Genomic DNA, 20,702 nt, shown 5'->3' with positions numbered 1-20,702 from the left:
CCCGGGTCCCGGTTGTGCGCGTCTGCGCGCGTCGTCTCGTCGTGAGCCTTCTCTCCCTGGTGCAAATTTAACTAAAAGCATACTTAATGGGTGCTCTCCATGGGGGTGCTGTCCGTCCGCCGTGTAGATTCCGGGGGCCGAGAGCCATGGAAGGGACCGATCCGGTGAACAAGAAGCTCGCGGCCGCACTGTCCGGCAGTGCGGTACTGGTGGTGGCACTGTCCGGGTGCAGCAGCAGCAACAAGGGCACCGACCCGAAGCTGATCGCCTGGGCCAAGACCGTCTGCGACGCGGTGCCCGCGCAGGACGCGAAGATCAAGGCGGCGAACGAGGCGATCTCCACGGCGGTCTCGGACACCACGAGCTCGCCCGCGACCATCCAGAAGACCGACTCCAAGGCCTTCCAGGACATGTCCGACGCCTACAAGGCGCTCGCCTCCGCCATCAACGGCGCCGGCGCGCCCCCCGGGGTCGACGAGGGCGCCAAGCGCCAGCAGGACGTCGTGACGACCCTCAACAGCCTCTCCGCGTCCTACGCCGACCTGAAGAAGAAGGTCGACGCGCTCGACACCAAGGACCAGGCGAAGTTCGCCTCCGGTCTGCAGGGCATCGCCTCCCAGACGACTCAGCTGGAGACGCAGAGCAAGAGCGGTACCGCGGCGCTGAACGCCCTGGAGCAGGGCGAGGTCAAGGACGCGATCGCCGAACAGGCCAGCTGCAAGAAGGTCTCCGCGTCGACGTCGGCGACGGCGTCGTCCCCGGCGTCGGAGCCGGCATCCTCCGCGACGGCGTCCGCGACCTCGTCGACCGCGGGCTGAGGCGGAGGCCGGGCGACCACCGGCTGCGGCTCCGGCTGCGTCGGAGGACGCGCGGGGCGCGGCCCGCCCGGGGGTGTGAGCCGGGTCCGCGGGGCGCGGGTCGGCTGCGGGGGTGCGGGCCGGGTCCGCGGGGCGCGGCCCGGTGGGGTGGTGTGAGCCGGATCCGCGAGGCGCGGGTCGGGCCGGTGGGTGCGGGCCACAATGGAGGGCGTGACTGACTCCGGCCTCACCACCCTGCCCGCCTCCGACCGCCCCGACGTCGCCGCCCGGCTGCGCACGGCCCTGCTGGGCGCCTCCTTCACCGCCGACGGGCTGCTCGACCTGCTCGGTGCCCCCGCGTACGCGGCGCTGGCCCGCAGCGAGACGGTGCCCGCGCTCCGGGCGACCCGTGGCGACACGCCCCTGGAGACGCTCGTCCGGCTGTTCCTGCTCCAGCAGCCCGTGCCGCACGCGCGCGTGGCGGACTTCCTGCCCGTAGGCGACCTCCTGGACAGCCGCTGGCTGACCCGCGTGGGCGGCGACGAGGTCGCGGCCACCGTGGACGTACGGCCGTACGGCGGGTCCGACGGCGAGGACTGGTTCATCGTGTCCGACCTCGGGTGCGCCGTCGGCGGCGCCGGCGGCATCGGCCGGCGCCACGAGGAGGTCGTTCTCGGGGTCGGCGGCGCGTCCACGACACTCGTCGGCATCACCGTCCGTACGCCCGTCGCCAGCGCACTCGACCTCGGCACCGGCTCCGGGATCCAGGCACTGCACGCCGCCCAGCACGCCACGCGCGTGACCGCGACCGACCTCAACCCGCGCGCCCTGCACATCACCGCGCTCACCCTGGCGCTCTCCGGCGCGCCCGCGGCCGACCTGCGGGAGGGCTCGCTCTTCGAGCCGGTCAGGGACGGTGAGACGTACGACCTCATCGTGTCCAACCCGCCCTTCGTGATCTCGCCCGGCGCCCGCCTCACCTACCGGGACGGCGGGATGAGCGGGGACGATCTGTGCCGCTCGCTCGTTCAACAGGCCGGGGAGCGGCTGGCCGAGGGCGGGTTCGCGCAGTTCCTCGCCAACTGGCAGCACGTCGCGGGGGAGGACTGGCAGGACAGGGTGAGGTCGTGGGTGCCGCGCGGCTGCGACGCGTGGATCGTGCAGCGCGAGGTGCAGGACGTCAACCAGTACGCCGAGCTGTGGCTCAGGGACTCCGGCGACCACCGCGGGGACCCGGCGGAGTACCAGGCGCGGTACGACGCGTGGCTCGACGAGTTCGAGGCGCGCAAGGTGAAGGGGGTGGGATTCGGCTGGATCACGCTGCGGAGGACGGCCGCCGCCGTGCCCTCGATCACCGTGGAGGAGTGGCCGCATCCGATCGAACAGCCGCTCGGCGACACGATCCGCGCCCACTTCGACCGCCTCGACTACCTCCGTGACCACGACGACGCCGACCTCCTCGAAGGCCGCTTCCGACTCGCCGTCGAGGTGGTCCAGGAGCAGGTCGGGCTGCCCGGCGCCGAGGACCCGGAGCACGTGGTGCTGCGCCAGCACCGCGGGATGCGCCGCGCGACCAAGGTGGACACGGTGGGCGCCGGGTTCGCAGGGGTGTGCGACGGCACGCTGAGCGCGGGGCGGATTCTGGACGCCATCGCGCAACTGATGGGGGAGGACCCGGTGTTGCTGCGCGACCGCACGCCGGCGCAGATCCGGCTGCTGGTGGAGCAGGGCTTCCTGGAACCTGCGGTCTGACGGACTGCCTGAAGGCGTCCAGGCCCGGTCGACCGGTGGGCCGGTCGGCCGGCCCGGGATGGCCTCCGCCGGGTGCCGGGGAGGAGGGTGCCGGGCCCGCGGGGAGAAAAAGGCCGGAAAATCTGGCCGCAACGTTCGCGCCAGTGTCCGATCGCCGTTCCCTCGCCGCCCCGCGCTCTCCTCCGCGCTCGGCGCCATTTTTTCGTCGATCTGATGTTCGAGGATCCGGCGGTCGCTCGTTCACCTCGATGTCGCCCCACGGCCGCCCGTCCGCCGCCCGCGCGTGCCAGTCTCCGGGCGCTGGGCAGTCACGGGCGGCAGGGAAGGGGCGCGCGGGCCATGGAGAGCGGACCGGCGATCTTCGCGGGGGTGGTGTTCGCCCTGTTCGGAGCCGCGCTGCTGGTGTGGACCGGCACCCGGGTCCGGCACGGCGAACCCGTCGCCCAGGGTGTGAGTCAGGTCGCATCCGCGACCCTCGCGGGCCTCGCCGCGGTGATCTCGCTGGGCCTAGCGGCGTACTGTCTGACCCGCCTCTGAAGGCGTTCCGCCGGTGATCGGAGCGTTACGCTCCGGACAGGGCCGGTAGAGCGACCGGGGACTCCGGGCGGCAGGAATGGCGGTAGTCGGGTTACCGTTCGAGTGGCCGTTGTGAGCTTTTCCCGTTTGACACGGGGGCGGGATGTACCGTCACACTCCGCAGCGTCACCAAGTGAACGGGCGCCCCTGCCCGTGCCACGACCCCGGGAGCAAGGCCTGGGGAGGCCCCAGCGTCGACCGGAGAGAAGAGCGAAGTTGTCCCCGACCAGCGAGACCGCACAGGGCGGCCGCCGACTCGTCATCGTCGAGTCGCCTGCCAAGGCGAAGACGATCAAGGGCTATCTGGGCCCCGGATACGTCGTCGAAGCGAGCGTCGGGCACATCCGTGACCTTCCCAACGGCGCCGCGGAGGTGCCGGAGAAGTACACCGGCGAGGTCCGCCGCCTCGGCGTGGACGTCGAGCACGACTTCGAGCCGATCTATGTCGTCAACGCCGACAAGCGGGCCCAGGTCAAGAAGCTCAAGGACCTGCTGAAGGACTCCGACGAGCTCTACCTGGCCACCGACGAGGACCGCGAGGGCGAGGCGATCGCCTGGCACCTCCAGGAGGTGCTCAAGCCCAAGGTCCCGGTCAAGCGGATGGTCTTCCACGAGATCACCAAGTCCGCGATCCAGGCCGCCGTGGCCAACCCGCGCCAGCTCAACCAGAGGCTCGTCGACGCCCAGGAGACCCGCCGCATCCTCGACCGCCTCTACGGCTACGAGGTCTCGCCGGTCCTGTGGAAGAAGGTCATGCCGCGCCTGTCGGCCGGCCGTGTCCAGTCCGTGGCGACCCGGCTCGTGGTGGAGCGGGAGCGCGAGCGCATCGCGTTCCGGTCCGCCGAGTACTGGGACCTGACCGGCACCTTCGGGACCGGCCGGGCAGGCGACCCGAGCGACCCGTCGTCGCTGGTCGCCCGGCTCCAGGCCGTCGACGGCAAGCGCGTCGCCCAGGGCCGTGACTTCGACTCGCTCGGCCGGCTGAAGACCGCGAACACCCTCCACCTCGACGAGGCGAACGCCCGCGCGCTCGCCGCCGCGCTGGAGAACACCCGCTTCTCGGTCCGCTCGGTCGAGTCCAAGCCGTACCGCCGCTCGCCCTACGCCCCGTTCCGTACGACGACCCTCCAGCAGGAGGCCTCGCGCAAGCTCGGCTTCGGCGCGAAGGCCACCATGCAGGTGGCTCAGAAGCTGTACGAGAACGGCTACATCACGTACATGCGTACGGACTCCACGACGCTGAGCGACACCGCGATCGCGGCCGCCCGCGCCCAGGTGACCCAGCTGTACGGCGCCGACTACCTGCCCTCGGCCCCGCGGACGTACGCCGCGAAGGTCAAGAACGCGCAGGAGGCGCACGAGGCGATCCGCCCGTCGGGTGATCGTTTCCGCACGCCCGCCGAGACCGGCCTGACCGGCGACCAGTTCAAGCTCTACGAGCTGATCTGGAAGCGGACCGTCGCCTCCCAGATGAAGGACGCGACCGGCGACTCCGTCACCGTCAAGATCGCCGGCACCGCGGCCGACGGCCGGGACGTCGAGTTCAGCGCCTCCGGCAAGACGATCACCTTCCACGGCTTCCTCAAGGCCTACGTGGAGGGCGCCGACGACCCGAACGCCGAGCTGGACGACCGTGAGCGCCGGCTGCCCCAGGTCGCCGAGGGCGACGCGCTCAGCGCCGAGGAGATCACGGTCGACGGGCACGCCACCAAGCCCCCGGCCCGTTACACCGAGGCCTCGCTGGTCAAGGAGCTGGAAGAGCGCGAGATCGGCCGCCCGTCGACGTACGCGTCGATCATCGGCACGATCCTCGACCGCGGCTACGTCTTCAAGAAGGGCACGGCCCTCGTGCCGTCCTTCCTGTCCTTCGCCGTGGTCAACCTGTTGGAGAAGCACTTCGGCCGGCTGGTCGACTACGACTTCACCGCCAAGATGGAGGACGACCTCGACCGCATCGCCGCCGGCCAGGCGCAGGCGGTGCCGTGGCTGAGGCGCTTCTACTTCGGCGAGGGCGGCGAGGGCACGGCCCCCGGCGGCGCGGCCGACGCCGGCAACGGCGACGGCGACCACCTCGGCGGCCTGAAGGAACTGGTCACCGACCTGGGCGCGATCGACGCGCGCGAGGTGTCGTCGTTCCCCGTGGGCAACGGCATCGTGCTGCGCGTCGGCCGCTACGGCCCGTACGTCGAGCGCGGCGAGAAGGACGCCGAGGGCCACCAGCGGGCGGACGTGCCGGAGGACCTGGCCCCCGACGAGCTCTCCGTCGAGCTCGCGGAGGAGCTGCTCGCCAAGCCGAGCGGCGACTTCGAGCTGGGAGCCGACCCGGAGACGGGCCACCAGATCATCGCCCGTGACGGCCGCTACGGCCCGTACGTCACCGAGGTGCTGCCCGAGGGCACCCCGAAGACCGGCAAGAACGCGGTCAAGCCGCGCACGGCCTCGCTCTTCAAGTCCATGTCCCTCGACACGGTCACGCTGGAGGACGCGCTCAGGCTGATGTCGCTGCCGCGCGTCGTCGGCACCGACGCCGAGGGCCAGGAGATCACCGCGCAGAACGGGCGCTACGGGCCGTACCTGAAGAAGGGCACGGACTCGCGCTCGCTCACCTCCGAGGACCAGCTCTTCACGATCACCCTCGAAGAGGCGCTGCAGATCTACTCCCAGCCCAAGCAGCGCGGCCGGGCCGCCGCCAAGCCGCCGCTGAAGGAGCTCGGCACCGACCCGGTCAGCGAGAAGCCGGTCGTGGTCAAGGACGGCCGCTTCGGGCCGTACGTCACCGACGGGGAGACCAACGCGACCCTGCGCTCCGGCGACAGCGTCGAGACGATCACCCCTGAGCGCGGCTACGAGCTGCTCGCCGAGAAGCGGGCCAAGGCGCCCGCCAAGAAGACGGCGAAGAAGGCGCCCGCGAAGAAGACGGCGGCCGCCAAGAAGGCCGCACCGGCGAAGAAGACGGCGGCCAAGAAGACCGCCGCGAAGAAGACGACGACCGCGAAGAAGGCGACGGCCACGGCGAAGACGGCGGCCGCCAAGAAGGCGACGGCCTCCCGGACGACGACCACGGAGGACTGACCCGCGGGCCCGCTCGTGCGGGTGCCGCTCGTGCAGAGCTGTTCGTGCACGGGCTCATCGTGCGGGGCAGACCGGTGCGGGTTGACCGTGCACGGGCCGCTCGTGCGCGGGCTGACTGGGGGTGGGTAGATCGGGCGTGGGCTGATCGTGCAGGCCGGTGCGCAGGCGCCGGCCGTCGGGCCGATCGCTCCGTCACGGCGCCCGCTCGTCCTCACATCGGCTTCGCATTGTGTACGCCCCGGCATCAACTTGGTGTCGGGCCGGGTGTACCTGTGGACGGTCGCCGCAGGCTGTCGGCGGCTGCCGATAGGCTGAAAGCATGACGCGAGCCGAGCAGCCAACGGCCCCCCAGACAGACCCGGACGACGCGCTGGTAGCGGATTCCCGCGAGCGCGCCGTCCGCTCGCTGCTGCGCCGACCAGAGCTGAGGCGGTTGTGGAGCGCCCAGCTCGTGAGCGGGATCGGCGACAGCCTGGCCTTGCTGGTGCTTGTCGTGCTCACGCTCCAGGCGGCGGTCGCCCAGGGCTCCCTCGGCGGCGGCTACCGCGGTGCGGCCCTCGCGGTGACGATCGTCTTCGGGGTACGAGTTCTGGCCACTCTGCTCTTCGGCGCCGTCCTGCTGGGCCCGCTCACCGCGCTGACCGCGCAGGACGGCCCGCTCGACCGCCGGTGGACCATGGTCGGAGCCGACGGCCTGCGCACCGTCCTGCTGATCATCGCGCCTCTGTGGATCGACTGGACCCCGGCGAACGCCCTGACGCTCCTCCTGGTGACGGCCTTCGTCACCGGAGTCGCCGAGCGCCTGTGGACCGTCTGCCGGGAGAGCGCGGCCCCCGCGCTGCTGCCCGCCCCGCCCCCGGAGGGCGCCACGGTACGGCCGCTGCCCGACCACCTGGACGCCCTGCGCCGGCTGTCGCTGCGGACGACCTTCCTGACGGTCCCGCTCGCGGCCGCCGCCCTGGTCGTCGCGTCGCTGGTCAACAACCTGCTGGGCACGGGCATCGCCTGGTTCGCCCAGCACCAGGCGGCCCTCGGCTCGTACGTGGCGGCGGGCCTGTTCGCCGCCTCCCTCTCGGTGCTGGTCTACCTGGAGGTGCCCGGCACCCGCACCTCCCGCGCGCGCTCCCCGCTGGAGGGCCTGCGCCGTCCGAGGACCGCCGCGGGCCCCGACACCGGCCGCACCGGCGCCGTCCCGCTCCTCGTGCTGGCCTGCGCCGCCGTCGCCGGGGCGATCTCCGCCGCCGTCGCCGTCTCCGTGCTGCACGCCAGGGACCTGGGCGGCGGCCCGGTGCTGTACGGCCTGCTGGTGCTCGGCCTGACCGGAGGGGTCGCCCTCGGCATCCGCACGGCGCCCTCGCTGCTCCCGACCCTCTCCCGCCGGCGCCTGCTGTTCCTGGCGATCGCCTTCACCGGCCTCGCGCTGCTGGCCGCGGGTCTGGTCCCGGACGTCACCACGGTGCTGCTGATCGTCACGCTGGCCGGCATCGGCGCGGGCGTGGCCGCCAACACCGGGCACACCCTGCTCGACCAGGAGACCGAGGACTCCCGCCGGGCGCGGACCACCGAGCACCTGCACGCGGTGGTCCGGGTCGCCATAGCGCTCGGCGCGCTGATCGCGCCCCTGGTGGCCGCGCTGATCGGGCCGCACCGGCTGGAGAACGGCAAGTTCGTGTTCGCGCACGGCGGCGCCGCCTTCACGCTGATGCTGGTCGGCGCGCTGCTGCTGCCGGTCGCCGCCCTGGTGCTCGCCAAGGTCGACGACCGCGCGGGCGTACCGCTCCGCCACGACCTGCGGGACGCGCTGCTCGGCGGCGACGACCCGGCGGAGATGCCCACGGCCAACGGCTTCTTCATCGCCCTGGAAGGCGGTGACGGCGCCGGCAAGTCCACCCAGGCCGAGGCGCTCGCGGAGTGGATCCGCGGAAAGGGCCACGAGGTCGTCCTCACCCGCGAGCCGGGCGCCACCCCGGTCGGCAAGCGGCTGCGCTCGATCCTCCTCGACGTGTCGTCCGCCGGTCTGTCGCACCGCGCGGAGGCGCTGCTGTACGCGGCCGACCGCGCGGAGCACGTCGACACGGTCGTCCGGCCCGCCCTGGAGCGCGGTGCGGTCGTCATCTCCGACCGGTACATCGACTCCTCCGTCGCCTACCAGGGCGCGGGCCGCGACCTGTCCCCGACCGAGGTGGCCCGCATCAACCGCTGGGCGACCGCCGGACTCGTCCCGCACCTGACCGTCCTGCTGGACGTGGAGCCGGAGACCGCCCGCGAGCGGTTCACCGAGGCACCCGACCGGCTGGAGTCGGAGCCCGCCGAGTTCCACGCGCGCGTGCGGGCCGGTTTCCTGACGCTGGCCGCCGCCGACCCCGGCCGCTACCTGGTGGTCGACGCCGGCCAGGAGCCCGAGTCGGTCACCACCGTGATCCGGGCCCGGCTCGACACCGTGCTGCCGCTGTCCGAGGCCGAGATCAAGGCCGCCGAGGAGGCGCGCCGGAAGGCCGAGGAGGAGGCCCGCCGCAAGGCCGAGGAAGAGGCGGCCCGCAAGGCCGAGGAGGAGCGCCTGGAGCGCGAGCGCCAGGAACAGCTCGCCAAGCTGCGTGCCGAGGAGGAGGAGCGCAAGCGCCGCGAGCTGGAGGAGGCGCAGCGCCGCGAGGCCGAACGGCAGGCGGAGGAGGCCCGGCTGCGGGCCGAGGAGGCGCGGAGGCGGGCCGAGGAGGAACAGGCCCGGCTGCTCGCCGAGGAGAAGGCCCGCGCGGAGGCCGAGGCCCGCCGCAAGGCCGAGGAGGAACAGCGCCGCAAGCGGGCCGAGGAAGAGGCCCGGCTGCGTGCCGAGGCCGAGGAACTGCGCCTGGAGAAGCAGCGCAAGGCCGAGGAGGCGCTGCTCAAGGCCGAGCAGGCACGGCGCGCCGCGGCGGAGGCGGCGGCAGCGGCCGACGTGGCGGCCCGCCAGTCCGCCGCCCGGCAGCCGACCGCTCCGGGAGTCACGCCGGAGGCGACGACCATGCCGACGCCGGTGGTGCGGCCCGCGGACCGGGACGACGAGACGAAGGTCCTGCGCCCGGTGCGGGACGAGCACCCGCCCGCGCCCCCGGAGTCCGACTCCGAGGTGACGGCCCAGCTGCCGCAGCCGCCGGTGCGGCCCGCGGGGGCGGCGGACGAGACGGCGGTGCTGCCGCCGGTGACACCGGGCGCGGCGGACGAGACGGCGGTGCTGCCTCCCGTGGGCGCGGCCGACGAGACGGCCGTGCTGCCGCAGATGCCGTCCGGCGCGGCCGACGAGACCGCGGTACTGCCGCCCGTGCGCGACGGCGCCGGACCTGCCGCCGACGCCCCGGCGGACCGGATGCCGTCCGGCTTCTTCCGGGACGAGCGCGACGACCGGGCCGAGAGGACGGACAGGACCGAGAGGACCGAGAGGACCGAGAGGACCGAGAGGACTGGGACGGCCGAGCGGTCGGAGCGGGTCGGCGGGAATCCCGACGGCTCCGACGACCGCACCCGCGAGCTGCCGCAGGTCGACCCCGACGCCCCGGCCCCCCGTCGGCGTCCGCGTCCCGACTGGGCCGAGGAGACCCCGCTGGACGACCTGCCGTCGCTGGCGGACGAGCTGCTGGGGTCGTACGAGGAGCCGGAGCACGACGAAGAGCGGGGCCGCCGGGGCCGTGGTCGACGCGGCTGAGCCCGCTGTGCGGGGCGGTGCGGGTCGGGGCGCCGCCCGGCGTCGCCCCTGTTGTCGGTGGGCCTGTCAGTGGGCCTGTCAGTGGGGACCCGCACAATGGAGTCCGGACCACGGAACCGGGACCTCGGAAGCCGCTGGAATCCGGACCGGTACGTATGACGGAAGGGCGGCGTGACCCATGAGCGTGTGGGACGACCTCGTCGGACAGGAGCGGGTGAGCGAGGTGCTCACCGCCGCCGCCCGGGACGCCGACGCGCTCGTCACCGCCGCTGCGGCCGACCAGCCGCTGCCGGAGTCGTCGAAGATGACCCATGCCTGGCTGTTCACCGGCCCGCCCGGCGCCGGCCGCAACCAGACGGCGCGGGCCTTCGCCGCCGCCCTCCAGTGCGTGAGCCCCGACCGCGCCCTGGGCGGCGTCCCCGGCTGCGGGTTCTGCGACGGCTGCCACACCGCGCTGGTCGGCACCCACGCGGATGTCACCTCGGTCGCGGCCGTCGGCGCCGAGATCCTGGTCAAGGACATGCGCGACACGGTCCGCAAGTCGTACACCTCCCCGGCGACCGGCCGCTGGCAGATCATCCTGGTCGAGGACGCCGAGCGGCTGAACGAGAAGTCGGCCAACGCCGTCCTCAAGGCCGTCGAGGAGCCCGCCCCCCGCACGGTCTGGCTGCTCTGCGCCCCCTCCCTGGAGGACGTGCTGCCCACGATCCGCTCCCGCTGCCGTCACCTGAACCTGCGCACGCCCTCGGTGGAGGCGGTCGCCGACATGCTCGTCCGGCGCGACGGCATCGAGCCCCAGGTCGCCGCGGCCGCCGCCCGCGCCACCCAGGGACACGTCGACCGGGCCCGCCGGCTGGCCACCGACCCGGCCGCCCGCGAGCGCCGCGCGGCCGTGCTGAAGCTGCCGCTGCGGCTGGACGAGATCGGCGCGTGCCTGAAGGCGGCCCAGGAGCTGGTGGACTCGGCGGCGGAGGACGCCAAGCAGCTCGCGGAGGAGATGGACGGCAAGGAGACGGAGGAGCTGAAGGCGGCGCTCGGCGCGGCCCAGGGCGGCCGGCTGCCACGCGGCACGGCGGGCGTGATGAAGGACCTGGAGGACATGCAGAAGCGCCGCCGCACCAGGACCCAGCGGGACAGTCTCGACGTCGCCCTCACCGACCTCACCGGCTTCTACCGCGACGTCCTCGCTCTGCAGCTGGGCTCCAGAGTCGCGATCGCCAACGCGGACGCCGAGGACGCCCTGGAGCGGCTGGCCCGTGCCGGGTCGCCCGAGGCCACGCTGCGCCGGATCGAGGCGATCGCCGCCTGCCGGGAGGCCTTGGACCGCAATGTGGCGCCTCTGCTGGCGGTGGAGGCGATGACGATGGCGCTCAGAGCGGGCTGACGACGCCCGCCCGGCGCCACCCGAGGCCACGCCCCGCTGCTCGGGGGCCACACGGCGCTGCTCGGACCACCCAGCACACGGCGCGGCTTGGACCACACCGGCACCGCTCGGGGCCGCACGGCGCCGCCGGACGCACGTACGCGGGGGGATGCACGGCGTTGACGTGGGTCACCCGTTCGAGCCACAGACGTCACGCACGGCACGGAGATCATTTATCGGGGTTACGCTCGATTGATGCACACCAGGCGAATCCCCCGCCGGACCACAATTCGAGCGATTCGAGCGATTCGGCCCATTCGACCCCGGATCCGCGCCCGGGCCGTGGCGGCCGCCGTGCTCTCGGCCGTCGCCCTGCTCGCCTCCGCCTGCTCCTCCTCGGGCAGCGCGTCGACGACGGCGGCGGCGTCGACCTCGGCCGGCACCGCCGAGCTGGCCGCCCTGCCCCGGTCGACGCCGTCCGCGCTGGCGCCGTACTACGACCAGAAGCTCACCTGGCGCGCGTGCGGTGTTCCCGGCTTTCAGTGCGCCACCATGAGGGCCCCGCTGGACTACGCCAGGCCGGGCGCGGGTGACGTCCGGCTGGCGGTCGCCCGGAAGAAGGCGACCGGCAGGGCGAAGCCGCTCGGCTCGCTGCTGGTCAACCCGGGCGGGCCCGGCGGCTCGGCGGTGGACTACCTGCAGCAGTACGCGGGCATCGGCTACCCCGCCGAGGTGCGGGCGCGCTACGACATGGTCGCCGTGGATCCGCGCGGAGTCGCCCGTAGCGAGCCCGTCACCTGCCTCGACGGACGGCAGATGGACGCGTTCACCGAGACCGACATGACGCCCGACGACCAGAAGGAGACGGACCGGCTGGTCGAGGAGTACAAGACGTTCGCGGAGGCCTGTGGAGCGCACTCGGCGCAGCTGCTGCGCCATGTCTCCACCGTCGACTCGGCACGGGACATGGACATCCTGCGGGCGGTGCTCGGCGACCCGAAGCTGAACTACGTGGGGGCGTCCTACGGCACCTTCCTCGGCGCGACCTACGCGGGCCTGTTCCCGGAGCGGGTCGGCCGGATGGTCCTGGACGGCGCGATGGACCCGTCCCTGTCCGCGCGCCGGCTCAACCTGGAGCAGACGGCGGGGTTCGAGACCGCCTTCCAGTCCTTCGCCAGGGACTGCGCGAAGCGCACCGACTGCCCGCTCGGCGCCAAGGGCAGCACGCCGACCCGGATCGCGGACAACCTCAGGACGTTCTTCCTGAAGCTGGACGCGCACCCCGTCCCGACCGGCGACGCGGACGGCCGCAAGCTGACCGAGTCCCTCGCGACGACCGGCGTGATCGCGGCGATGTACGACCAGGCGGAGTGGGAGCAGCTGCGCGAGGCGCTGCGCGCGGCGATGAAGGACAACGACGGCGCGGGCCTGCTGGCGCTCTCCGACAGCTACTACGAGCGGGATGCCGACGGCCGCTACTCCAACCTGATGCCCGCGAACGCCGCGGTGAACTGCCTCGACCTGCCGCCCGCGTTCACCGGCCCCGAGCAGGTCGAGAAGGCCCTGCCCGAGTTCGAGAAGGCGTCCCCGGTGTTCGGCCCGAACCTAGCGTGGGCGTCGCTGAACTGCACGTACTGGCCGGTGGGGGCCACGGGGGAGCCGCACCGGATCGAGGCGAAGGGCGCCGCTCCCATCGTCGTGGTCGGCACCGTCCGCGACCCGGCGACCCCCTATCCCTGGGCCCGGTCCCTGGCCCGCCAGCTCTCCTCGGGCCGCCTCCTCACCTACGTCGGCGACGGCCACACCGCCTACGGCCGGGGCAGCTCCTGCATCGACTCGGCGATCGACACCTACCTCCTGGCCGGCACCCCGCCGGCAGGGGGAAAGCGCTGCTCATAGCCCTGTCACCGGCCCCGGAGCCCGCCGCTCCGGGGCGTGTACGGAGCACCCCCGGAAACTGTGTAGACTTACCGACGTCGCTGATCGCACCATAGTGCGGGCGACGCGCCGCTTTAGCTCAGATGGCCAGAGCAACGCACTCGTAATGCGTAGGTCTCGGGTTCGAATCCCGAAAGCGGCTCCACTGAAGCCCAGCCCAGACAGTGTCTGAGCTGGGCTTTCTCGTTCAGTGGATGCGGCGGCGACGCTGGGCGCGGGCCGCGCGGCTGTCGCCGGTCTCAGTTCTGGTCTCAGTTGGGGGTTCCGGCGCGGGATCCGCACTGGCCGGGCGGGGCATGAAGCGGTCCCCCGTGCGACGTATCGCGTCCTTGAGAGTCCGGATCGTTCCGGCGGTGTGGCGGCTGTCGTCGAACAAGCGGCGGTCGTCGATCCCGGCTGCGTGCGAGCCGGGGAGCTACCATCCGTCTTCGATGTCTGCACTTTGCATGCACTGACGCTATACTGCAGTCATGACTGCTCTGACGATTCGGGACGTCCCGGATGACCAGATCCAGACCTTGAAGGTCCGTGCTGCCCAGGCCGGCAAGTCCCTCCAGGCTTACTTCCTCGATCTCATCGCGCGCGAGACGTCCAAGCCCACCTTGGCGGAGATGGTGGCGCGCCTGAACCGGGAGACTACGGCCAGCGTCAGTACGGAGGACGTACTGGCTGCGATCGACGAGGCCAGGACCGGGAGGTGAGCGGGACGGTCGTCGTGGACTGTTCCGCCCTTGTGCACTTCCTCACCAACCACGACCCGCTCGGCCGTGGGGTCCGTACCCGGGTGGGTGCCGCCGATGTCGTCGCCGTGCCCACGCTCATCGACTACGAGATTCAGTCCGCACTCCTCGGCATGAGGAGAGGGGGCAAGCTCACGGGGCGGGAAGTGGCACGGGCCGTCGATGCCTACCGGCAGCTCCAACTCGTCCGACACGAGACGCTCTTCCTCTGGGATCGCGTTCAGGCTCTCCATGGAAACCTGAGCGCCTACGATGCCCAGTACGTCGCCCTGGCCGAGGCTCTTGCCGCAACGCTGATCACCAGTGATGCGAGGATCGAACGGAGCGGTGCCGCGAAATGCGGCATCGAGGTCCTTGACTCGAACTGACGGCGGCGCGGCCGCGAGGCCGCTGGCCCAGGACTGCACGGGCGGGCTGGTGAAAGGCCGCGGTCGCTTGGTGGAGGTCGCCTACAACACGCCCCCACCACCTCACTTTCCTGCTCAGTGGCGCCCCCGGTGGCCACCCGGACGGCAGTCGGGGCGGGTGAAGACCAGATGGCGTTCCTGTCGGGCGTCAGGTGTCGCGTACGACGACCATGGCGAGGGTGAGGGGGGTGCGGGCGTCGTACGCACGGACCACGTCCCGCGGGCGGCTCTCCGTCTTCTGTCGCGCCTGTGACGCCTCGGCGCTGCTCGCGAGTTCGCGGACTCTTTTCGGGGGCGTGGCGCGGCCCTGGGGCGAGCAGGCGGAGAGGGCCAGGACGGTGACGGTGGCGACCGCGCCCCACGCGGTCTGCTGAGCTCTTGCCATGCTCACCGGTCGATGGCGGCCGTGGTGCGTTTCTGGCCTCTGTCGTCTCCTGGCCTCTGTCGTCAGGGCGACAGGCCTGTCTTCGCGCAGGCGGCGCGCAGGGGTGGGGTGCAGATCTGCGGGATGGTGTAGACGCCGTCTCTGACCAGGGTCTGTTTGATGTTGGTGGGTGTCACGGCTACCGGGGTGAGAAGCACGGTCGGGATGTGGCGGGTGGTGGGGCTGTCGGTCGTCGTCGTGGCGATGGTGTGCAGTTTCTCGCCGCGGCCCAGGGCGACGGCCATGGCGCCCGCCGCCTCCGCTTCGGCGCGGAAGGACTTGTAGACCGTCATGGACTGCTCGCCGCCGACGATGCGCCGCACCGCGTCGAGGTCGGCGTCCTGGCCGGTGACCGGGGGCAGGTGCTGGACGTGGGCGCTCTTGAGCGCGGAGATGACGCCCCCGGCGATGGCGTCGTTGGCGGCCAGGACGCCGTCGATCCGGCCGGGGCCCAGGGCCGAGATGGCCGCGGACATGTTGGCGTTGGCGTTGTCCGGGCTCCAGCCCGTGGTGTCGTAGGAGCGGCCGATCCGCACCTTGCCCCGCAGGGCGGACAGCGCACCCTTCTTGAACAGCGCGGCGTTGGCGCTGGTCGGGTCGCCGTTCATCATGACGACGGTCCGGCCCGCGGCCGTGGCGGGCATGGCCTTCAGCAGGGCCTTGCCCTGCAGCGCACCGACCTGTAGGCCGTCGAAGCTCACGTAGCCCGAGACCGGGCCGTCGGCGAGCCTGTCGTAGGCGACGACGGGGATGCCCGCGTCGTGCGCCTCCTGGACGGTGGAGCGCAGCGCCCTGTCGTCGGCGGCGCCGAGGACGATGACCCGGGCCCCCCTGGTGATCATGGCCACCATCTGCTGCCGCTGGGCCGTCGGGTCGTCGGCGGCGTTGGCGTAGGCGATGGCGCAGTGCGGGCAGAGCTGCCGCACCCGCTGCTCGATCAGCGGCTTGTCGGAGTGCTCCCAGCGTGGCACCACCCGGCTCGGCAGCAGCAGGCCGACGGTGAAGCTGTCCGGACCGGCCGTCCCGTTTCCGCCGGCCGTCCCGCCTACGCCGCAGGCGGTCTGGGACAGGGCCAGCAGACCCGCGACCAGCGCGCCGACGGCATACCGCCTACGGGACGCCCCGTGGTGCCTGTGCGATGTCATGGTCGGTCCCCGTCCTCGGTGCCCGGCTCCGCGCCCACCGGAGCGGGTTCACGACGCGGTACCGCTATCTCGCTGCACACCTGCTTGCCGCCGGCCATCGGCATGGTGCCGAAGGACTCCGACACCGCCTCGACCAGGAGCAGCCCCCGGCCGCCGGTCGACTCCCAGTCCACGATCACCGGTTTCGCCGGCGCCCGCGGAGAGGAGTCGCTCACGCAGACCCGCACCCGGGCGCCCCGGAGCGTCAGTTCCAGACGGACCGGACCCTGCGTGTGCACCAGGGCGTTGGTGACGAGTTCGGACACCACCAGCAGGACCGCGTCGGTGGCTTCCTCGACCTTCCAGCGGCGCAGCGTGCGCGAGGTGAAGCGGCGGGCGTGCATGACGGCGTCGGGCAGCCGCCACACCACCCAGCCCGACCGGATCGGCCGGGTCTTCATGCCGTCGTAGCGCAGCAACAGCAGCGCCACGTCGTCCTCGCGGCGACCGTGGTCACCGAGCAGGGCGTCGGCCACCCGCCCGGGGTCCGACGGGTCGGCCGCGGCAAGGATGGCGCGGGCGCGGCGCATGCCCTCGTCGAGGGGCAGATCGGCGGCCTCGACCAGTCCGTCGGTGACCAGGGCGAGCAGCATCCCGGGCGTCAGCGCCACCGCGGTCATCGGGAAGTCCGCCTCCATGGAGATGCCCAGCGGAAGGGCGCCCTCGACCTCGACCTCCTCGGTGCTGCCGTCGGGACGGCGCAGCAGCGGTGCGACGTGCCCGGCCCGGACGAACAGGATGTCGCCCTCGTCCAGGTCGAGTTCGGCGTAGCAGCAGGTGGCGAACAGGTCCGTCTCCATGCCGACGAGGAGGCGGTTGGCGTGCGAGACGACCACGTCGGGCGGGTGACCCTCCACCGCGTACGCCCTGACCGCGGTACGCATCTGGCCCATGATCGTGGCGGCGGCGGCGCTGTGGCCCTGCACGTCGCCGATGACCAGCGCCACCCGGTCCTCGGAGAGGGCGATCACGTCGTACCAGTCGCCGCCCACCTGCAGTCCCCGACGGGCGGGCAGGTAGCGGGCGACGGCGGTCCCGCCCGGCAGCTCGGGCAGCCGCCGGGGCAGGAGGCTGCGCTGCAGCATCGTCGCGAGTTCCTGTTCGGCGTCGTGGGCGTGGGCGCGGGTGAGGGCCTGGCCGGCCAGCGAGGCGGTGGCGGTGAGCAGCGAGCGCTCCTCGGGGGCGAACGCGTGCGGCCGGTCCCAGCCGATCAGGCAGAGGCCGACGGCCCGGCCCTTGGCGGGCAGCGGCAGGACGGCGAGGCCGCCCGGACCGACGCCGTCGAGTCCCGGTTCGAGGGCGGTGCCCGTCGGCCACAGGTCGATACGGCCGTCCCGCAGGGCCGTGCGCAGGGTGGGCAGGGCGCTGAGCGGCGCGTCGGGCCACTCCGCACGCCACTGGGGACGCCAGGTCCGCGGCCAGGCGGCGGCCTGCGGCGGGTCGAGCAGGGTGACCTGGAGCCGTTCGTCGTGCAGCTCGGCGAGCGCCACCCGGTCGGCGTCCAGCGGTTCGCGCAGGGCGGTGATCACCACATGGCTGACGTCGCGCACGGTGGTGGCCTGGTCGAGTGCGGCGGTCAGCCACTGGATCCGGGAGACGTCGTCGCTCCCGCGATGCAGCACCGAGGTCGCCGTCACCACCCCCAGCACCTGCTCCGGCCGGTCGCCGTTGCCCGCCGTCACGCGGCACGTCAGGCTCAGCCAGCGCATCTCGCCGGTGGGGCAGCGGACCCGGAAGTCCAGTTCGCGGCGGCCGAACGTCTGGGGGGACGGCTCCAGCACCGACATCAGCGCGTGCAGGTCCTCCGGCAGCGCGTGCGCGAGCAGGGAGTCGGCCTTGCCGTCGAAGTCCTCCGGCCTGATGCCGACCAGTTCGCGCAGCGTCTCGTCCGCGTCGATCACCCCGGTCTCCGGAACCAGGACGAAGGAGCCGACGCGCATCCGGCGCAGGGCGGACCTCAACGGGGCCGACGGCGGTTCCTCCCCGGCCGCCACGGGGAGCACGGCGGCGATCGCGTCGGCGTAGCGCTCCAGGAAACGCCGCTGCTCGGCTTCGAAACCGTGTTCACCGGAACTCACGACGACGAGGCAGCCGAGCCGTCCGCCCTCGACGGCCACGGGCAACGCGCCGAGCGAGGTACGGGCCCGCGGCGGCGCCGGCCAGGCCTCGGGACAGGCGGCGAGTGCCGTGGGGGTCAGCCACACGGGGTGGGCGGTGCGGAAGGCGCGGGCCGCGGGCGAGCCGCCGGATCGGGGCAGGCGCTCCGGGAGCCCGTACTCGGCGGGGGCGCATCCGGCCGTGTCCACCGACCGGAGGTCGTCGGAACCCGCGTCGGGCACGTAGAGCACGGCCAGCGCCGCTCCCGCGAACGTCAGAGCGCGGAGGTCCTCGGGGGTGTCGGGTCCCGGCGGTGAGCCGGTGCCCGCGCAGCCGGTCCCGGCCGTCTCCGGCCGCGGGAGTCCGGTTCGGGCGCCGCCGTGGTGAGGCATGTCCGCAGCCACCTCCCGTCCCGCACCGGGGGTGCCGACCTGCCGCCCCTGGATACCGCCTCGTACCAGAATCTCATAGGGGGGCAAAAGTGGATGTATCCCCGTGGCGTCGGCCGTGTGGGGTGCGGGGTGCGGGGTGCGGGGTGTGGTGCGGGTGCGGGTTCGCGGTGCGGTGCGGGGTGCGGTGCGCGGCGCGCGTTCGCCCTGGGGTGCGAGTTCGCGGTCCATCAGTGCCGGTGTCAGACTGGCGAAGTGGCTGGTATGTCGCTTTTGCCCGGTAAGGGCGGGTCGGGGGCGGGATCCCGGCTCCCTCCGGGAGGCCACGCTCCCGCACCGCGGTCGCGGCCGCACGGCTTCGCGGCGGAGGGAGGCCTCGCGCATGAATTTCCGCGTCCGGGTCACCGCCCTCGCCCTGGCCGCGGTCTCCACGGTCGTGCCCCTCGCCGCCTGCGGGCCGGGCGCCGGGAGCACCTCCGGCTCGGGGAGCGCGCGGAAGATCGGCGTGCTGCTGCCGGACTCCACCACCCCCCGCTGGGAGCGACGGGACAGGCCCCTGCTGGAACAGCGGATCCGGCAGCTGTGCCGCGACTGCACGATCGAGGACGCCGACGCCAAGGGCGACGTGGCCACCCAGCAGGCGCAGATGGACGCGTCGATCGCCCACGGGGTCGACGCCATCGTGCTGGCGGCCGTCGACGCCAGGGCCATGGCCGCCGCGGTGGGCAGAGCGGCCGCCGCGCACATCCCGGTCATCGCCTACGACCGCCTCGCCGAGGGTCCGATCTCCGGTTACGTCTCCTTCGACGGCCGGGAGGTCGGCAGGCTGCAGGGCAAGGCGCTGCTGACCGCCATGGGCGCCAAGGCGCACAGGGGCCGGATCGTGATGATGAACGGCGATCCCGGCGACCCCAACGCGCTCGCCTTCAAGCAGGGAGCCCTGTCCGAGCTCCGGGGGAAGGTGACGATCGCCAAGGAGTACGACACGCCCGAGTGGAGCACGCAGGCGGCGGCCCAGAACATGTCCGGCGCCCTCTCCGCCCTGGGCGCCGGCCGCATCGACGGCGTGTACGCCGCCAACGACGGCCTCGCCGCCGGCAGCATCGCCGCCCTCAAGGCCGACAAGGTCAGTCCGTTGCCGCCCGTCACCGGGCAGGACGCCGAGCTCGCGGCCGTACGGCGCATCGTCGGCGGCGAGCAGTACATGACGGTCTACAAGCCCTTCGGGCCCGAGGCCGCCGCGGGCGGTGCCATGGCCGTGGCGGCCGCGCGCGACCAGCGCCTGGACCCGATGGCCACCAGGCGGGTGAAAACCCGCAGCGGCGCAGAGGTTCCGGCCGTGCTGCTCACCCCGGTGTCCGTGACCCTTGCCACCATCAGGAACACCTTGGTGAAGGACGGCGTGTACACGCTCGGACAGATCTGCGCCCCGCCGCTCGCGGGCGACTGCCGCCAGGCCGGACTGGCCTGACCGGCGGGACCGGCCGCCCCAGGGCCCGCGAAGGAGATGATTCTGTTGCCGCCCCCCTTGCTCGCCCTGCACGGCGTGTGCAGGCGTTTCGGCGTCGTCGAGGTCCTCCAGGACATCGAGCTGGAGATCCATGCCGGCGAGGTCCTCGCCCTGCTCGGCGACAACGGGGCCGGCAAGTCGACCCTGGTCAAGGTGATCTCCGGGGTCGCTCCCGCGGACCGGGGGTGCATCGAGTGGGAGGGCCGGCCCGTGCACATCCGGCGACCCCAGGAGGCCCGGGACCTCGGCATCGCCACCGTCTACCAGGACCTGGCGCTGTGTGGAAACCTCGACGTGGTCGGCAACCTCTTCCTCGGCCGGGAGATCCGCAGGTTCGGCCTGCTCGACGAGGTGGAGATGGAGCGCCGCAGCACCCAGTTGCTGGAGCGCCTGACCCGGAGCATCCCCGATCTGCGCGGTCCCCTGGTGTCACTGTCCAGCGGGCAGCGGCAGACCGTCGCCATCGCCCGCTCGCTGCTCGGCGACCCGCGCGTCCTCCTGCTCGACGAACCGACCGCGGCGCTGGGATTCGAGCAGACCACCGAGGTCCTCGACCTCGTGGACCGGCTCCGCGACCACGGCCTGGGGATCCTGCTCATCAGTCACAACATGGGCGACGTGAAGGCCCTCGCGGACCGCGCGGCCGTGCTGCGGCTCGGCCGCAACAACGGCTTCTTCGACGTGAGCACGACCTCCCAGGAGCAGATCATCGCCTCCGTCACGGGCGCCACGGACAACACACCCCGCCGGCCGGCCCACCGGGATGCCGAGTGGTGA

13 protein-coding genes, 1 tRNA gene and 1 pseudogene are annotated in these 20,702 nt (G+C 72.8%); 12 read left to right on the top strand and 3 right to left on the bottom strand.

The window, feature by feature from the left end; translation table 11 throughout:
- The first annotated feature begins 146 nt into the window (after nt 1-146).
- From AB0M11_RS22540 to AB0M11_RS22505, 8 genes are all read left to right on the top strand, one after another.
- On the top strand, nt 147-818 hold the full coding sequence (locus AB0M11_RS22540; RefSeq protein WP_365708149.1) for a small secreted protein: 672 nt from the start codon (nt 147-149) through the stop codon (nt 816-818).
- 210 nt (nt 819-1,028) lie between these two features.
- A complete protein-coding gene (locus tag AB0M11_RS22535) occupies nt 1,029-2,549 on the top strand; it encodes a class I SAM-dependent methyltransferase (protein WP_365708147.1) in 1,521 nt (506 codons plus the stop codon).
- Nucleotides 2,550-2,888: 339 nt separating this feature from the next.
- On the top strand, nt 2,889-3,086 hold the full coding sequence (locus AB0M11_RS22530; RefSeq protein WP_365708145.1) for a hypothetical protein: 198 nt from the start codon (nt 2,889-2,891) through the stop codon (nt 3,084-3,086).
- Nucleotides 3,087-3,341: 255 nt separating this feature from the next.
- A complete protein-coding gene (gene topA / locus AB0M11_RS22525) occupies nt 3,342-6,197 on the top strand; it encodes a type I DNA topoisomerase (protein ID WP_365708143.1) in 2,856 nt (951 codons plus the stop codon).
- A 319-nt stretch (nt 6,198-6,516) separates the two neighbouring features.
- Nucleotides 6,517-9,873, top strand: coding sequence for a dTMP kinase (tmk, locus tag AB0M11_RS22520; protein WP_365708141.1), 3,357 nt, complete (start codon nt 6,517-6,519; stop codon nt 9,871-9,873).
- 178 nt (nt 9,874-10,051) lie between these two features.
- Nucleotides 10,052-11,257 carry a DNA polymerase III subunit delta' gene (locus AB0M11_RS22515; RefSeq protein WP_365708139.1) on the top strand — a complete coding sequence of 402 codons (1,206 nt, stop codon included), beginning with the start codon at nt 10,052-10,054 and terminating at the stop codon, nt 11,255-11,257.
- A 234-nt stretch (nt 11,258-11,491) separates the two neighbouring features.
- Nucleotides 11,492-13,135: an alpha/beta hydrolase gene (locus tag AB0M11_RS22510; protein WP_365708137.1), complete on the top strand. Its 1,644-nt coding sequence runs from the start codon at nt 11,492-11,494 to the stop codon at nt 13,133-13,135.
- A gap of 107 nt (nt 13,136-13,242) precedes the next feature.
- Nucleotides 13,243-13,319, top strand: a tRNA-Thr gene (locus tag AB0M11_RS22505).
- Nucleotides 13,320-13,361: 42 nt separating this feature from the next.
- On the opposite strand, the pseudogene AB0M11_RS22500 reads toward AB0M11_RS22505, so the two are convergent.
- Nucleotides 13,362-13,571: pseudogene (locus tag AB0M11_RS22500) on the bottom strand (integrase); the annotation flags it as partial.
- 73 nt (nt 13,572-13,644) lie between these two features.
- Between AB0M11_RS22500 and AB0M11_RS22495 the strand changes: the two are divergent.
- Both AB0M11_RS22495 and AB0M11_RS22490 read left to right on the top strand, forming a co-directional pair.
- Nucleotides 13,645-13,875 carry an antitoxin gene (locus tag AB0M11_RS22495; protein ID WP_365708135.1) on the top strand — a complete coding sequence of 77 codons (231 nt, stop codon included), beginning with the start codon at nt 13,645-13,647 and terminating at the stop codon, nt 13,873-13,875.
- Nucleotides 13,872-14,282, top strand: coding sequence for a type II toxin-antitoxin system VapC family toxin (locus AB0M11_RS22490; protein ID WP_365708133.1), 411 nt, complete (start codon nt 13,872-13,874; stop codon nt 14,280-14,282). The genes AB0M11_RS22495 and AB0M11_RS22490 overlap by 4 nt, the downstream gene beginning before the upstream one ends.
- A 486-nt stretch (nt 14,283-14,768) precedes the next feature.
- Here AB0M11_RS22490 and AB0M11_RS22485 read toward each other — a convergent pair whose 3' ends face one another.
- Both AB0M11_RS22485 and AB0M11_RS22480 read right to left on the bottom strand, forming a co-directional pair.
- A complete protein-coding gene (locus AB0M11_RS22485) occupies nt 14,769-15,890 on the bottom strand; it encodes a substrate-binding domain-containing protein (protein ID WP_365708131.1) in 1,122 nt (373 codons plus the stop codon).
- On the bottom strand, nt 15,887-18,418 hold the full coding sequence (locus AB0M11_RS22480; RefSeq protein WP_365708129.1) for a SpoIIE family protein phosphatase: 2,532 nt from the start codon (nt 18,416-18,418) through the stop codon (nt 15,887-15,889). The genes AB0M11_RS22485 and AB0M11_RS22480 overlap by 4 nt, the downstream gene beginning before the upstream one ends.
- A 379-nt stretch (nt 18,419-18,797) precedes the next feature.
- Here AB0M11_RS22480 and AB0M11_RS22475 point away from each other — a divergent pair, with 379 nt between their 5' ends.
- Together AB0M11_RS22475 and AB0M11_RS22470 are read left to right on the top strand one after the other, a co-directional pair.
- Nucleotides 18,798-19,886 carry a substrate-binding domain-containing protein gene (locus AB0M11_RS22475; RefSeq protein ID WP_365708127.1) on the top strand — a complete coding sequence of 363 codons (1,089 nt, stop codon included), beginning with the start codon at nt 18,798-18,800 and terminating at the stop codon, nt 19,884-19,886.
- A gap of 36 nt (nt 19,887-19,922) precedes the next feature.
- Nucleotides 19,923-20,702: an ATP-binding cassette domain-containing protein gene (locus AB0M11_RS22470; protein WP_365708124.1), complete on the top strand. Its 780-nt coding sequence runs from the start codon at nt 19,923-19,925 to the stop codon at nt 20,700-20,702.

Origin of the sequence: Streptomyces sp. NPDC051987 (genome assembly GCF_040680735.1) — a bacterium.
Lineage (GTDB): Bacteria > Actinomycetota > Actinomycetes > Streptomycetales > Streptomycetaceae > Streptomyces.
Note: the sequence above shows the minus strand (reverse complement) of the source record. Positions and strands in the feature narration are given on the sequence as shown.

Bases quoted from the DNA above. Each gene is read 5' to 3' on its own strand.
- AB0M11_RS22540 (WP_365708149.1), top strand. From the start codon at position 147: ATGGAAGGGACCGATCCGGTGAACAAGAAGCTCGCGGCCGCACTGTCC.
- AB0M11_RS22530 (WP_365708145.1), top strand. From the start codon at position 2,889: ATGGAGAGCGGACCGGCGATCTTCGCGGGGGTGGTGTTCGCCCTGTTC.
- tmk (WP_365708141.1), top strand. From the start codon at position 6,517: ATGACGCGAGCCGAGCAGCCAACGGCCCCCCAGACAGACCCGGACGAC.
- AB0M11_RS22515 (WP_365708139.1), top strand. From the start codon at position 10,052: ATGAGCGTGTGGGACGACCTCGTCGGACAGGAGCGGGTGAGCGAGGTG.
- AB0M11_RS22510 (WP_365708137.1), top strand. From the start codon at position 11,492: ATGCACACCAGGCGAATCCCCCGCCGGACCACAATTCGAGCGATTCGA.
- AB0M11_RS22495 (WP_365708135.1), top strand. From the start codon at position 13,645: ATGACTGCTCTGACGATTCGGGACGTCCCGGATGACCAGATCCAGACC.
- AB0M11_RS22485 (WP_365708131.1), bottom strand. From the start codon at position 15,890: ATGACATCGCACAGGCACCACGGGGCGTCCCGTAGGCGGTATGCCGTC.
- AB0M11_RS22480 (WP_365708129.1), bottom strand. From the start codon at position 18,418: ATGCCTCACCACGGCGGCGCCCGAACCGGACTCCCGCGGCCGGAGACG.
- AB0M11_RS22475 (WP_365708127.1), top strand. From the start codon at position 18,798: ATGAATTTCCGCGTCCGGGTCACCGCCCTCGCCCTGGCCGCGGTCTCC.
- AB0M11_RS22470 (WP_365708124.1), top strand. From the start codon at position 19,923: ATGATTCTGTTGCCGCCCCCCTTGCTCGCCCTGCACGGCGTGTGCAGG.